General features: G+C 64.7%; 18 protein-coding genes. 11 read left to right on the forward strand and 7 right to left on the reverse strand.

All coding sequences use genetic code 11. The features are described 5' to 3' along the window. Window positions 1–140 precede the first annotated feature (140 nt). The 8 genes from HP547_RS00435 to HP547_RS00470 are packed head-to-tail and all read left to right on the forward strand — an operon-like array spanning window position 141 to window position 6,174. Window positions 141–1,334: a PepSY domain-containing protein gene (locus HP547_RS00435; RefSeq protein WP_172285227.1), complete on the forward strand. Its 1,194-nt coding sequence runs from the start codon at window positions 141–143 to the stop codon at window positions 1,332–1,334. Then, complete coding sequence (locus HP547_RS00440; protein WP_172226972.1) at window positions 1,331–1,870, forward strand: thiamine pyrophosphate-binding protein; 540 nt, start codon at window positions 1,331–1,333, stop codon at window positions 1,868–1,870. The genes HP547_RS00435 and HP547_RS00440 overlap by 4 nt, the downstream gene beginning before the upstream one ends. Beyond that, the gene (locus HP547_RS00445; protein ID WP_172226969.1) at window positions 1,867–2,187 is read left to right on the forward strand and encodes a hypothetical protein; all 321 of its coding nucleotides are present in this window, start codon (window positions 1,867–1,869) and stop codon (window positions 2,185–2,187) included. The genes HP547_RS00440 and HP547_RS00445 overlap by 4 nt, the downstream gene beginning before the upstream one ends. Then, the gene (locus tag HP547_RS00450; protein WP_172285228.1) at window positions 2,184–2,753 is read left to right on the forward strand and encodes a DUF6162 family protein; all 570 of its coding nucleotides are present in this window, start codon (window positions 2,184–2,186) and stop codon (window positions 2,751–2,753) included. Before HP547_RS00445 ends, HP547_RS00450 begins: the two co-directional genes overlap by 4 nt. 16 nt (window positions 2,754–2,769) lie before the next feature. Then, window positions 2,770–3,672: a metal ABC transporter substrate-binding protein gene (locus tag HP547_RS00455; RefSeq protein WP_172226963.1), complete on the forward strand. Its 903-nt coding sequence runs from the start codon at window positions 2,770–2,772 to the stop codon at window positions 3,670–3,672. Continuing rightward, window positions 3,669–4,418, forward strand: a complete 750-nt coding sequence (locus HP547_RS00460) for a metal ABC transporter ATP-binding protein (protein ID WP_172226960.1) — start codon at window positions 3,669–3,671, stop codon at window positions 4,416–4,418. The genes HP547_RS00455 and HP547_RS00460 overlap by 4 nt, the downstream gene beginning before the upstream one ends. Next, window positions 4,415–5,314 (forward strand): metal ABC transporter permease, encoded by a 900-nt coding sequence (locus HP547_RS00465; RefSeq protein WP_172226957.1) that lies wholly within the window; start codon window positions 4,415–4,417, stop codon window positions 5,312–5,314. Before HP547_RS00460 ends, HP547_RS00465 begins: the two co-directional genes overlap by 4 nt. Further along, window positions 5,311–6,174 (forward strand): metal ABC transporter solute-binding protein, Zn/Mn family, encoded by an 864-nt coding sequence (locus HP547_RS00470; RefSeq protein ID WP_172285229.1) that lies wholly within the window; start codon window positions 5,311–5,313, stop codon window positions 6,172–6,174. Before HP547_RS00465 ends, HP547_RS00470 begins: the two co-directional genes overlap by 4 nt. Before the next feature lie 47 nt (window positions 6,175–6,221). Here the strand turns inward: HP547_RS00470 and HP547_RS00475 are convergent, their stop codons facing one another. From HP547_RS00475 to HP547_RS00500, 6 genes are all read right to left on the reverse strand, one after another. Further along, window positions 6,222–7,304, reverse strand: coding sequence for a DUF1615 domain-containing protein (locus tag HP547_RS00475; protein ID WP_175586066.1), 1,083 nt, complete (start codon window positions 7,302–7,304; stop codon window positions 6,222–6,224). Further along, a complete protein-coding gene (locus tag HP547_RS00480) occupies window positions 7,301–7,852 on the reverse strand; it encodes a hydrolase (RefSeq protein ID WP_172226935.1) in 552 nt (183 codons plus the stop codon). The genes HP547_RS00475 and HP547_RS00480 overlap by 4 nt, the downstream gene beginning before the upstream one ends. 57 nt (window positions 7,853–7,909) lie before the next feature. Continuing rightward, a complete protein-coding gene (locus tag HP547_RS00485; RefSeq protein ID WP_172285230.1) occupies window positions 7,910–8,629 on the reverse strand; it encodes an alpha/beta fold hydrolase in 720 nt (239 codons plus the stop codon). After that, window positions 8,626–8,847: an MbtH family protein gene (locus tag HP547_RS00490; RefSeq protein ID WP_172285231.1), complete on the reverse strand. Its 222-nt coding sequence runs from the start codon at window positions 8,845–8,847 to the stop codon at window positions 8,626–8,628. Before HP547_RS00490 ends, HP547_RS00485 begins: the two co-directional genes overlap by 4 nt. Window positions 8,848–8,980: 133 nt before the next feature. Further along, entirely contained in the window at window positions 8,981–9,382 is a 402-nt protein-coding gene (locus HP547_RS00495; RefSeq protein ID WP_172285232.1) for a hypothetical protein, read from the reverse strand. An 84-nt stretch (window positions 9,383–9,466) separates the two neighbouring features. Beyond that, a complete protein-coding gene (locus HP547_RS00500; RefSeq protein ID WP_172285233.1) occupies window positions 9,467–10,351 on the reverse strand; it encodes a LysR family transcriptional regulator in 885 nt (294 codons plus the stop codon). 146 nt (window positions 10,352–10,497) lie between these two features. Between HP547_RS00500 and HP547_RS00505 the strand changes: the two genes are divergently transcribed. Next, complete coding sequence (locus HP547_RS00505) at window positions 10,498–11,517, forward strand: alpha/beta hydrolase (RefSeq protein ID WP_172285234.1); 1,020 nt, start codon at window positions 10,498–10,500, stop codon at window positions 11,515–11,517. Between the two features lie 142 nt (window positions 11,518–11,659). Here the strand turns inward: HP547_RS00505 and HP547_RS00510 are convergent, their stop codons facing one another. Beyond that, a complete protein-coding gene (locus HP547_RS00510) occupies window positions 11,660–11,953 on the reverse strand; it encodes a DUF1330 domain-containing protein (protein WP_172285235.1) in 294 nt (97 codons plus the stop codon). Between the two features lie 78 nt (window positions 11,954–12,031). Between HP547_RS00510 and ribBA the strand changes: the two genes are divergently transcribed. Next, a complete protein-coding gene (gene ribBA / locus HP547_RS00515; RefSeq protein ID WP_172285236.1) occupies window positions 12,032–13,153 on the forward strand; it encodes a bifunctional 3,4-dihydroxy-2-butanone-4-phosphate synthase/GTP cyclohydrolase II in 1,122 nt (373 codons plus the stop codon). Between the two features lie 215 nt (window positions 13,154–13,368). Beyond that, window positions 13,369–13,737, forward strand: a 369-nt coding sequence (locus tag HP547_RS00520; RefSeq protein ID WP_172285237.1) for an extracellular solute-binding protein, incomplete at its 3' end; no start/stop codon positions are given.

Below are 13,737 nucleotides of genomic sequence, written 5' to 3' on the forward strand. Positions count from 1 at the left end.
CTCGTGCGCAGGCCGGCTCTTGTCGTTTGAAACATTTGCTTGCATTTAAAAAGGCAGGTTTTCGATTCTCATTCGTCCTTATCAGTACAGCCCTCTTTGGTTGGGCACACGCTCGACCACCCATTGCAGAAGACCGTCTGATGGCCAAATCACCGAAAAAATCCAAATCCAGGCTGTGGTTCCTGGTCCACAGCTGGCTAGCCCTGCCGATCTGGTTCTTAGTGCTGATCGTCTGTTTTACCGGCATGCTCGCCGTGGTCAGCCAGGAAATTGTCTGGTTGGCCGACCCGGCCGTGCGTGCCAACAAGCCCGATACCGATGTCCAGCGCATGAGCTTCCAGCAGGTGCTGGAGGCCTTGAACAAGGCCGAGCCGGACATGGTGGTGGAACGGCTGAGCCAGCCGGATGGTTCGCACTTTGCAGTGAAAGCAAACGTGACCCTGCCCGACGGCACCAGCCCGACGCTTTATGTAAACCCCTACACCGGGGCCATCCAGGGCAAGACCCCGGACTTCAACTTCGAGGCTTTCACCCGCGCCCTGCACGGCTGGTGGCTGGTGCCGTTCACCAATGGCTTCAGTTGGGGCTGGTATCTGGTGTCACTGCTCGGCCTGCCCATGCTGGCTTCGCTGGTCACCGGGCTGGTGGTGTACAAGAAATTCTGGAAGGGTTTCTTCAAACCGGTGCGCACCGGCCATGGCTCGCGAATCTTCTGGGGCGACCTGCATCGCCTGGCCGGGGTCTGGTCGATCTGGTTCATTGCGGTCATTTCCATCACCGGCACCTGGTTCCTGATCCAGGCAATCCTGTTCGACAACCACATCACCATTTCCAGCCGGCCCATCGTGCCGGTGATCGCCCGTGAGGACGTACCGCAAACCGCGGACGGCAGCCCGGCACCGCGCATCGACCTGGATGAAGCGGCGCGCATTGCCGGCCTGGCCATTCCGGGGCTGGAAATCAACTTCATTTCGCTGCCAGCCACCGCCTACAGTCATGTCACCCTGGCCGGGCCGGGCTGGTACCCGCTGATGTTCCAGAGCGCCTCGGTGAACCCCTACACCCGTAATGTCGACAGCCAGTTCGAGATCAGCGACCGCTCCGCCCTGGAGTTCGTCACCGAGTCCATGCGCCCGCTGCACACCGGTGACTTCGGCGGTTTGCCGATCAAGCTGGTGTGGTTCTTCTTCGGTCTGGTCCTCACCATGATGGTGTTCAGCGGCTTGCTGATCTGGACCAGACGCACCGCCCAGGCCACCGCCGCCGCCATCAAGCGCAGCGAGCGGGCGCCGCGGGCGGCACGCAGTGAAACCACCGTGGAGATGCACCCATGAGCCAGGCCCAAGCCCTGCCCGCAAGCCCGCTGAAGCAGTTCTGGCTGAAGTGGCGGTTTCACCTGAACATTCTGCTGATCCTCATTCCGCTGGGCTTCATGCCCAAGTACTTCGCCGACGCCAGGCTGTTTCGCGGCGACGCCGGCCTGGGCGCCAACCTGATCAGCGACATCCAGGTCGGCCCCTATAGCCTGAGCCTTGCCGAACTGCGCGACGAGCCGCCACGCGCCGACGGCCCGGCCGGCAACTTCAAGTCGTTCAACGCTGCGCTGTGCAAGGCGTGCGTCAAGGACGTCAAGGCGGCCTACCTGCGCATCGGCAAACCGCGCAGCCTGCGAGCCGCCGGCACGATTTTTTTCGGCGCGCCGTACAACATGGGCACCTCGCTGCCGATCCCGCCGCGCACCAAGCCCGACGCACAGATCTGGATCACCCTGGAAGGCTGGGACGGGAGCATGCACCAGGCGTCGGTCCCGCTCGCCAAGGCATCGCCGGCCACCGTGGCCTGGCTCGAAAAACAAGGAGGCAAGAAATGAAACAGCTGCTACGCACCCTCGCCCTGCCCCTGCTGGCGCTGGCCGCCAGCCCCGCCCTGGCGCACAACCCGATGTGCGAGTGCGAAGAGCTGGCCAGCGGCCAGGTCAAATGCACCGGTGGCTTCTCGGACGGCAGCGGTGCCCCCGGAGTGACCCTGGATGTGATCGGTTACGACGAGCAAGTGCTGGTCGGCGGCAAGCTGGGCGACGATTCGACGTTGACCTTCAAGCGCCCTGACGGCGAGTTCTACGTGCTGTTCGACGCCGGCCCCGGGCACGTGGTGGAAGTCGACTACGCCGATATCCCGCAGCCATGAGCCGCGCCCAGGTGATTCGCCCGGCCGGCGCCGGGCACGAAACTCTGTATGTGCTGCTGGTCAGCCTGCTGATCATGGTGCTCGCTGCCAGTGTGGTGCTGCTGCGCGGTGAGCGTGAGGATGAACAGGCCATTGCCAGCCACCAGATCGACGCCCGCCGCGACCTTACCGCCGCCGAGCAAGGCCTGTACACCGACCTGCGGGTAGCCTTCGACGAGATCCAGCTGCTGCGCGAAGAAACCGCTGCCACGCCCAGCGTGCCGGCCCTGGCCGAAGAGGGCCTGCCGCCGTTCGTGGTCGATGTCGGCAGCCAGAGCCGCGGCGGGCACCAGTGGTCATGGCTGGATGCCGGCGCCTACCTGGGGCGCAGCCAGGCCCCAGAGGTTGCCGGCAGCCTGCTGTTGATTCTGCCAGCCGACAGCAGCGGCCAAGCCGATGTCTGGCTGCGCCGCGACAGCGCCGCCGTGCCCCCGGACGACCTCGGCCAGGCCGCATTGATCGCCGCCGGCTGGCAACAGGTGGTCAGCCACTACGACGCCGGGGTTACCCGCGAACACCGTCACTGAACCGAAGGACTCTCCCATGTTCCGCTCCGCCCTCGCCCTGCTCGTGGCCCTTGCCCTGCCGACCCTGGTGCTGGCCGACAACGGCAAGCCGCTGCGTATCGGCATCACCCTGCACCCCTACTACAGCTACGTGAGCAACATCGTCGGCGACAAGGCCGAGGTGGTGCCGCTGATTCCGGCAGGCTTCAACCCCCACGCCTACGAGCCACGCGCCGAGGACATCAAGCGCATCGGCACGCTGGACGTGGTGGTGCTCAACGGTGTCGGCCATGACGACTTCGCCGACCGCATGATCGCCGCCAGCGAAAAGCCCGGCATCAACACGATCGAGGCCAACCAGAACGTACCCCTGCTGGCGGCCACCGGCATTGCCGCGCGTGGCGCCGGCAAGGTGGTCAACCCGCACACCTTCCTGTCGATCAGCACCACCATCGCCCAGGTCAACAACATCGCCCGCGAACTGGGCAAGCTCGACCCGGACAACGCCAAGCTGTACACGCAAAACGCCCGTGCGTATGCCAAGCGCCTGCGCGGCCTGCGGGCCGAGGCCCTGGCCAAGGTCACCGAAGCGCCAAGCGCCACGTTCCGGGTTGCCACCATCCACGCTGCCTACGACTACCTGGTACGCGACTTCGGCCTCGAGGTCACTGCAGTGGTCGAACCAGCCCACGGCATCGAACCCAGCCCGGCTCAGCTGAAAAAGACCATCGACCAGCTCAAGGCCCTGGACGTGCGGGTGATCTTCTCGGAAATGGACTTCCCGTCGGCGTACGTCGAAACCATCCAGCGTGAATCCGGCGTGCGCCTTTACCCACTGACGCACATTTCCTACGGCGAATACACCAAGGAAAAATACGAAGTGGAAATGAAGCGCAACCTCGACACCGTGGTCCGCGCCATCCAGGAGAACCGCGCATGACTGCCGCCGCCAACCTGGTAGCAGCCAGCGGGCCACGCATCGAGTTCGCCGACATCGACCTGACCCTGGGCCGCACGCGCATCCTCGAACAGGTCAGCTTCAGCGTGGCCGCCGGCAGCGTGCACGCCATCGTCGGGCCCAACGGCGGTGGCAAGAGCTCGTTGATCAAGACCCTGCTCGGGCAGATGCCCCACCAGGGCCAACTGACCCTGCACTGGCCGGGTGAACGCGAAGTGATCGGCTACGTGCCGCAGGCACTGGAGTTCGACCGTGGCCTGCCGATGACCGTCGACGATTTCATGGCTGCCATGTGTCAGCGCCGCCCGGCCTTTCTCGGCCTGTCCCGGCGCGTGCAACCGGCCATCGATGCGGCCCTGGCGCAGGTCGGTATGCTCGACAAGCGCGGGCGGCGCATGGGCGCGTTGTCTGGCGGCGAACGCCAGCGCGTGCTGCTGGCCCAGGGGCTGATCCCCGAGCCGCAGTTGCTGGTACTGGACGAGCCGATGTCGGCGCTTGATGAAGCCGGCATCCAGGTGTTCGAACAGCTGCTGCAACGCTGGCGCCAGGCTGGCACCACCGTGCTGTGGATCGAGCACGACCTGGAAGCCGTGCTGCGCCTGGCCGACCGAGTGACCGGCCTGAGCCGCAAGGTGCTGTTCGACGCCCCACCCGCTCAGGCCCTGACCCCGGAGCGCCTGCTGGGGCTGTTCTCCGTCCACCCGCGCAGCGAGAGCCTTGCATCATGAGTTTTGAAGCATTCCGCCAACTGGTCCAGGACTGGGCCACCGCCGGCTATCTGCCCGAGGCACTGGCCTATGGCTTCGTGGTCAATGCCCTGCTGGCCGGGCTGATGATCGGGCCGGTGCTGGGGGGCCTGGGCACCCTGGTGGTGGTCAAGCGCTTTGCCTTCTTCTCCGAAGCGGTGGGCCATGCCGCACTGACCGGCGTAGCCGTCGGCATTCTGCTGGGCGAGCCCTACACCGGGCCCTACGGCAGCCTGTTCGGCTATTGCCTGCTGTTCGGCATCCTGCTCAACTTCCTGCGCAACCGCACCGGGCTGTCGCCAGACACGCTGATCGGCGTGTTCCTGTCGGTGTCGCTGGCGCTGGGCGCCAGCCTGCTGCTGATGCTGGCAGGCAAGATCAACGTGCACATCCTCGAGAACGTATTGTTCGGCTCGGTGCTGACGGTCAGCGGCCAGGACCTGGTAGTGCTGGGTATCGTCGCGGTGCTGGTGCTGGCACTGGCATTGCCGCTGTACAACCGCATCATGCTGGCCAGTTTCAACCCGCAACTGGCGGCCGTGCGCGGGGTGGCGGTAAAAACCCTGGACTACCTGTTCGTGGTGCTGGTGACCTTGGTAACCGTGGCCGCAGTGAAGGTGATCGGGGCGATCCTGGTGGGGGCGCTGCTGGTGATACCCGCCGCTGCCGCGCGCCTGGTCAGCCAGTCGCTCAAAGGGTTTTTCTTCGTCTCGGTGCTGATCGCCACGGTAAGCACCCTGTTCGGCATCCTGCTGCCGATCGTGTTCGACCTGCCGGTGCCGTCGGGCGCCGCGATCATTCTGGTCGCCGGTATCTGTTTCGCCCTGGCCGCGCTCGCGCGCGCCCTCGTCCCCCGCCTGCAAGGAAACCCGGCATGAACCTGAAACGCCTGACCCTGGCGCTGGCCCTGGCCGGCCTGCCGTCGCTGTCTTTCGCCACGCAAGTACTCACCACCCTGCCCGTCACCCACAGCCTGGCCAGCGCCCTGCTGGACGGCACGCCAGTGCAGCTAAAGCGCGCAGCGCCGGCCAACCTGCCAGCCAGCCGCCAGCCGTCCTATTTCAGCGGGCGTGGCGGGGCCAGCCTGGACAAGGCGGCGCTGCAGGCCGATGCGGTGATCGGCGTGCGCTCGATATGGCGTGACGACCCGTTGTACCCGATGGCCCGGCGCAGCAACATCCGCATTGTCGAGATCGATGCCGCACGGCCGGTAGATGGCGCACTGCCCGGCATCGCGGTGAGCGGTGACGATGCGTATGCTGCCTACCCGTGGCTCAACCCGACCAACCTCGGGCGCATGGCGGATGTGGTGGCCAACGACCTGGAGCGGCTGTCGCCGGACGACAAGCCGAAGATCCAGGGCAACCTGGCGGGGCTCAAGCGCCAGTTGCTGGAGCTTTCGGCCAATAGCCAGACCCGTCTGGCGAAGGTCGACAACCTGACGGTGGTGAGCCTGTCCGAACGCTTGGGTTACCTGGCCAGCGGCTTGAACCTGGATGTGGTCGAGCAGGCGCTGCCGGCCGAATGGGACGCTGCTGCGCTCAAGGCGCTGGGGGAAAACCTGAAGGCACAGGATGTAGCCTTGGTGCTGGACCATCGCCAGCCGGAAGCAGCGGTGGCTGAGGTGATCAAGGCGGCCGGCGCGAAGCTGTTGGTGGTGGACAGTGACCCTGAGGATGCGTTTGCCGGTTTGAAGGCCAGTGTTGACCAGGTTGTCGGGGCATTGAGCGAAAGCTGATGGTGCCTGTGCCGGCCTATTCGCGGGCCGGCACAGGCAACATGAATCTAACGCTTCAAACACCGTCTATAGCGCTCATCCACCCGCCCGGCAAACCACGCCGTGGTCAGCTTGCGGGTGATCTTCGGGCTTTTCAGTTCAATGCCCGGCAGCACCGCCCTTGGCACCGGTTTGCCTGCCGCAGCATCGGCCAGGGCAAACACCCCGCTGTACAGTTTGCTGTCCTCGAAGGCCAAGCTGTCGCCCTCCTCCAGCTGGCTGCGAATCTGCGGGTGGCGCAGCCCCAACTTCACGCCCAGCTTGCGCGCCGCCAGTTCAGTGGTGCCGGGCATGATCGCTCCGGGTGCAATAAGGTCCCCGTCCAGCGCCAGCTGCACGCCGGTCGCCTTGCTCAGTGCTGCCTGAAACGCCGCATTACGGCTGGCGTACCAGCCCGCGTTGAAATCGGCAAACCGGTAGAGCTTGCGGTCATAGCTGACGGGGTAGCCCAGCAGGTGCGCGATGCCGAAATACAGGCCACCACGCCGGGAGAACACTTCCTGGCGAATGCTGCCTTCGTGGCTGTATGGGTAAGCCTGCGCATGCTGTTGCGCGAAGTCGATGCTGACCTGCATCGGCCCACCGGTGTGCACCGGGTTGAGCCCCCCGAGCAGGGTCTTGCCCAACGGCACACGGGCGATGACCTCGTCGTACAGTTCGCTTAGCTGCCTTTCGCTGCGCACCGCCTGCAAACGCTGCTGGTAGCTCTGGCCGTTGCCCGAAGGCGTTTTCAGCAAACCATCGACAAGCAGCCTGGGAATATTCAGACGCGCAGCGCGGCGGTCGATTTCCTCACGGGCGATACGCCCGAGGTTGGGCACCTGCGGGTCGGCGTTGAAGGTGGACTCCTGCTCGGTCACCGCCAGTACCGCGCACAGGTTGCTTTTGCTCGGGGCAAGGCGCTGGGCCTCGAACGCCACTTGGATGTCTCGCGCCCAGCCCTCGCGGTCCTTGGTTTGGGCAGGCAACAGCCGCAGCAATTGCCCGCGGACCTTGGCCGGGTCCGCTTCAGGGGCCTCCTCGCGACGCCCGGCGCAGCCTTGCAGCAGCGCCAGGGCGATCAAGCCGATAGCCAGTAACCGACCGTTCAGGGCTGTTCACCGACCAGGTAGGTTTTGCTGATGTGGCGGAACAGCGGGTGGCTGGCACTGCCCATCAGCTCGAACAGCACCATTTCGCGGGTCACCACTTGCGCACCTGCAGCACGCATGCGGGCCAGGCCCGCCGCTTTGCTTGCCGGGGTGCGGCTGTCGCAGGCATCCTCGACCACGAATACCTGCTTGCCCAGCGCCAGCAGGCCAAGCACGGTCTGCAGCACGCAGACGTGGGTCTCCATGCCGCAGACGATCACCTGATCACGTGCCATCAGGCTCGCCGGCAGGCACCCGGCGGCCACGCAGGAAAAATGGCTTTTCTCCACCACTTCGGCGGCCGGCGCTGCGGCCAGCAACGCCGCCAGGGTATGGCCAAGGCCTTTGGGGTACTGCTCGGAAATCACCGTCGGCAGTTCCAGCTCGGCGGTCGCCGCCAGCAACCAGCGGGCGCGCGCACGCGTGCCTTCGGCGTCGCTCATGGCGCCGATGAGTTTTTCCTGGATGTCGACGACCAGCAGCGTGGCCTTGAGTGGATCAATCAGCATTGTCAGCCCCTTGCCTGGGAAAAGCCCTAGCCTCCCCCAGGCAAGCGGTGACGTCAATCAGGCGGACAGCCGAAGCGGCTGCAGTGACGCGGTCAGCGCGTCGAGCACGTTGTCTTCATGCTCATGGATGAAGAAGTGGCCACCGGGGAACATCTGCAGCGAAAACGCGCCTTGGGTTTCCTTGCGCCAAGCCTGAAGCTGCTCATCATTTGCCCGGTCATCGGTGCCGCCCAGTACATGCAGCGGGCACTGCAGTGCAGGCCGCTGGCGGTAGGCGTAGGTACCGCACAGCAGAAAGTCGGCGCGCAGGGTCGGCAGGGTCAGGCTCATCAGCTCGGCATTGCCCAGCACTTCCTCGGGCGTACCCTGCAGCTCGCGTAACTCGCTGATGAGCTCCCCATCGCTTTTGGGCTCGCGCCAGTTCTTGCCGTCGTAGTCTTCACGTCGGGTCGGTGCCGCTGTGCCGCAGGCGAACAGCGCCAGCGGTGGCGGACAGCCCTGCGCCTGCAGCTCGTGGGCCAGCTCGAAGGCCAGCAGCGCGCCCAGACTGTGGCCGAGCAGCGCGTAAGGGGCACTGGCCGCCAGGCGCTGTTCGCTGGCCAGTTGCCGGGCCAGCGCCTGCATGTCGGTGTGCAACGGTTCGGCCATGCGCGCACCGCGCCCGGGCAGCTCCACCGGGCGTACCTGCAGCCACGCGGGTAGCTTGCGCCGCCAGCGGCTGTAGACCATGGCGCTGGCCCCTGAATATGGCAGGCACAGCAGGGTCACCGTGGTCACTGGGCGGCGGCTTCGGCCATTTTCTGGCGCAGGCTCAGCGGGCGCATGTCGGTCCAGACCTCGTCGATGTAGGCCAGGCAGTCCTTCTTCAGGCCGCTCTTGCCCACGGCACGCCAGCCGTTGGGGATGGTCTTGTAGTCGGGCCAGATCGAGTATTGCTCTTCGTGGTTGACCACTACCTGGAACTGGATATCGTCGCGGTCGAAAACGGAAGTCATTGCCTGTCTCCTTGAGTGATGAATGCCGCTGCGCGCACTGCGCAGAGGGGCTTTCAGATAAACGTGGGAGGCAGCAGGAAAATTAAGCCGATATGACCGGTTTCGGCCGCCAAGGGCAGGCCTTGCTGGTTCGTCAGGCATCACCCAGCAGGTCATGGCTATCGAGCAGGCGGAAGGCGACCTGCGGGTTGCGTTCCAGCCCACGACGGATCGCGGCGGGGATCGCTTGCCGGGTCTTTCGGCAAAGGCCGGGCTGGTCGTCCAGTTCGATGACGATGCCGCGCATGGTCCGCACTTCGTTGAAGCCGGGGGCGATGTGGACACGGATGCCAAGGTTCTCGTACAGCCGTTGCTGCAGGCGCTGCAAATCATTCAGGTCGCTGATATTTTCCAGGCGTTCGAGCAGGCGCTTTTCCTCCTGACGCGTCAGCAGGAGAATGCGTTGGGCCGCTTGCGGGTGATCGACCAGATGTTCACGGCCGCAATTGCAGGCACCCGGTGGGCAGGGTTGGCGCAGAGAGGGAGGTGTGCTCATGGAGCAAGCATAGCCTGAACACGTCGCGCCGCGATGATTGCAAAGCCCGTCCGCAGTGGCTTTATCCGCCGCCGGGCATGCAGTTCAAAGCTGCACCAGGCGCTCGCGCAGAAAATTCACAAAGCCCTGCACCGGCCGCGCCACCTGGCGGTGCTGCGGATACACCGCCGACAGCTGCAACGCCGGCGGCGTCCACGCGTCCAGCACGCGCAGCAGCCGCCCATCTGCCAACGCCTGGCCAACGATGAACGTCGGCAGATACGTTACCCCCATCCCGGCAATCGCGGCATCGCGCAACAACTCGCCATTGTTCGCCCGCATGCGCCCGGTCACCTGGATCGCCTGCACCTTGCCGCCCTGGCGGAACTGCCACTGCACCTGCCGCGCATGCCCATAGGGCAGGCAGGCATGTCCGGCCAGCTCATCCGGCGCGGCGGGCACGCCCCGGGCCTGCAGGTAGGCCGGGCTCGCACAGTACACTCGCTCGACACCGGCAATGCGCCGCGCGATCAGGCTGGAGTCCTCCAGCGCGCCAATGCGCAGCGCCAGGTCGTATCCCTCACCGATCAGGTCGACGGCGCGGTCACTCAGGTCTACCTCCACATCCACCTGCGGATGCAACTGCAGGAACTCGGTCATCAGGCAGCCCAGGTGCGCCATGGCAAACGACAGCGGTGCGCTGAGGCGCAACGTGCCGCGCAAAGCCTGAGCCTGGCCGCTGATGTCGTGCTCCACCTGCTGCACCTCGCCCAGCAGGCGCAGGGCTGACTGATAGTAGTGCTGGCCCAGCGGCGTGGCGTCCAGCCGCCGGGTAGAGCGGTTGAGCAGGCGTACACCCAGGCGCTCTTCGAGTTGCATCAGGCGCCGGCTGACCGATTGCTTGGACATGCCCAGGCGGTCGGCCGCAGCGGTGAAACTGCCGGCCTCCATGACCTGAGCAAAGATGCGCATATCTTCGTAAGGGTTCATTGTCTCGCTCATGGTGACAGTCAAACGCTTTATAGCCGCTTTTTCCCGCAAGTGCATCTGCCTAATCTACGCACAAGTCGCAGCGATGGCCCTGCAGGCCAGGCAAGACGCCCACTTTCAATACTTGCATGAAAAAGGATTCGCTCATGAACATTGTCCACAAAACCCTTACCGCTTCCCTTCTGGCCCTGTCCGTTTCCAGCGCCTTCGCCGCTGGCAGCCCAGGTGTGGAACAACACACCCAGGCCTTCCTCGAAGCCCTGGAACATGGGGGTGGCAAGCCGCTGGAACAACTCAGCCCGAAAGACGCCCGGGCAGTGCTGACGGGTGCCCAGGCTTCGGTCAAGGTCGACCTTTCTGGTATCGAGGTGAAAGAACACACCATCCAGGCCAACGGTGAGTCGATCAAGCTGCAAGTAGTGCGCCCGGCCAATGTGAAGGGTGACTTGCCGGTGTTCATGTTCTTTCACGGCGGCGGTTGGGTGCTTGGTGACTTCCCGACCCATCAGCGGCTGATTCGCGATCTGGTGGTCGGCTCTGGGGCGGTGGCGGTCTATGTGGACTACACCCCGTCGCCGGAAGCGCACTACCCCACGGCGATCAACCAGGCTTACGCGGCGACCCAGTGGGTAGCCGAGCACGGTAAGGAGATCGGCGTGGACGGCAAACGCCTGGCGGTGGCCGGCAACAGCGTCGGCGGCAACATGGCGGCGGTAGTGGCGCTGAAGGCCAAAGAGGCCGGCACTCCGGCCTTGCGCTTCCAGCTGCTGCTGTGGCCGGTAACCGATGCCAGCTTCGAGACTGCATCGTACAAGCAGTTTGCCGAAGGGCACTTCCTGACTACCGGGATGATGGAGTGGTTCTGGGACAGCTACACCACGGATGCCAAGGCGCGGGAACAGATCTACGCCTCGCCCCTGCGGGCCAGCAGTGCACAGTTGAAAGGCTTGCCGCCGGCGCTGGTGCAAACGGCAGAGTTCGATGTGCTGCGCGATGAGGGTGAGGCGTATGCCCGCAAGTTGAATGCAGCGGGCGTGACGGTGACCTCGGTACGGTACAACGGGATGATTCATGACTATGGGCTGCTCAACCCGTTGAGCCAGGTGCCGGCCGTGAAGGTGGCGATGCGTCAGGCCGCCACGGAGCTGAAAGTACACCTTCAATAACTGTATCTACCATGCGGCACCGCCATAAACAGGTCTGGCCCTTTCGCGGGTGAACCCGCTCCCACAGGTTTTGCGTCGCCCACAAGGCTACGCGCTACCTGTGGGAGCCGGCTTGCCGGCGATAGGGCCTTCAGCCATTACCTCAGGGCTCGAACCCTTCGACGATGATCACCTCGGCCTTCGCCACCCCTCGCCGATGGCTGCACGCTTTCTGGTACAACTCGGACTGGTAACACGCCACCGCCTGCTCGTACGAATCGAACTCGATCACTACGCTACGCTGAGGGGTAGGCCGCCCTTCCATCGCCTCGCTGCGCCCGCCACGGGCCAGGAAGCGCCCGCCGAATGCCTTGAACGCAGCCGGGGCGCGCTGGGTGTACTGCTGATATTGCTCGGGGTCGGTCACGTCCACATGGGCGATCCAATAGGCCTTCATGCGCGGGTCTCCTGCTACGGCGATAATTGTGTATGATGGTATACCATAATAATCACCCCACCACAGTGAGCGTGCAACATGGCTTTCAACACCATCGAGGAACTTCTCGAGGACTACCGGCAAGGCAAGATGGTCCTGCTGGTGGATGACGAAGACCGGGAAAACGAAGGCGACCTGCTGATCGCCGCCGAGCGCTGCGACGCCCAGGCCATCAATTTCATGGCCCGCGAAGCGCGCGGCCTGATCTGCCTGACCCTGACCGATGATCACTGCCAACGCCTAGGCCTGGAGCAGATGGTCCCGGCCAACGGCAGCGTGTTCAGCACCGCGTTTACCGTGTCGATCGAAGCCGCCAGCGGCGTCACCACTGGCATTTCTGCCGCCGACCGGGCGCGCACCGTCGCCGCTGCCATGGCCCGCGACGCCCGCCCCGAACACCTGGTGCAACCCGGCCACATCTTCCCCCTGCGCGCCCGCGAAGGCGGCGTGCTGACCCGTGCCGGCCACACCGAAGCGGGTTGCGACCTGGCGCGCCTGGCCGGCTTCAGCCCGGCGTCGGTGATCGTCGAAGTGCTCAACGACGACGGCACCATGGCCCGCCGCCCTGACCTGGAAGTGTTCGCCGCCCGGCATGGCATCAAGATCGGCACCATCGCCGACCTGATCCACTACCGCCTGAGCACCGAGCAGACCATCAAGCGCATTGGCGAACGTGAGCTGCCGACCGTGCATGGCACTTTCCGCCTGGTTACCTATGAGGACCGCATCGAAGGGGGCGTGCACATGGCCATGGTCATGGGCGACATCCGCCGCGAGCAGCCGACGTTGGTGCGGGTTCACGTGATCGACCCGCTGCGCGACCTGGTGGGTGCCGAATATGCCGGCCCGGCCAACTGGACTCTATGGGCGGCGCTGCAGAAGGTGGCCGCAGAAGGTACCGGCGTGGTGGTGATCCTGGCCAACCACGAATCTCCCCAGGCATTGCTGGAGCGCGTGCCGCACCTGACCCAGCCGGTGCGGCCTTACCAGCGAGGGCAGTCGAAGGTGTATTCGGAAGTGGGCACCGGGGCGCAGATTCTGCAGGACCTGGGCGTGGGCAAGTTGCGCCATCTGGGGCCACCGCTGAAATACGCAGGACTCGCTGGATATGAGCTGGAGGTGGTGCAGAGCATTCCGTTCGAGCCCGCGATCCCGGACTGAGCGCTCTGCAGGGACGGAGTGATGGCCGGTCGCCTCGTCCCTCTTGCGAAAAGTTTGGAATACCATAATATGATATCCCGTAGACCTTAGATTTTCTGGCCGGCACCTACAATCACAGACGGCCCCACGACACTTTGTTTTAGCTGCTCCCCGAATACTGTTGGCGGGCGCACCCCAGCCCCGCCTCGAATAACAAAAGCAACGAGGGCGTAACCATGCTGTTGAGCAAACGTGTAACCGCAGTGCTGTCCGCCAGCCTGCTGACCCTGGCATGCCAGGCCGCCCAGGCCGCCGAAAGCCTCAACTTCGTCAGCTGGGGCGGTACCACCCAGGATGCCCAGAAAGAAGCATGGGCCGTACCCTTCACCAAGGCCACCGACATCAAGGTCGTCCAGGACGGCCCCACCGACTACGGCAAGCTCAAGGCCATGGTCGAAAGCGGCAACGTGCAGTGGGACGTGGTCGACGTGGAAGCCGACTTTGCCCTGCGCGCCGCCAGCGAAGGCCTGCTCGAACCCCTGGACTTCAACCAGATCAAGCGCGACAAGATCGACCCGCGGTTCGTCTCCGACCATGGCGTCGGC

The sequence above is a fragment of the Pseudomonas sp. CM27 genome (genome assembly GCF_013179515.1).
Taxonomy (GTDB): domain Bacteria; phylum Pseudomonadota; class Gammaproteobacteria; order Pseudomonadales; family Pseudomonadaceae; genus Aquipseudomonas.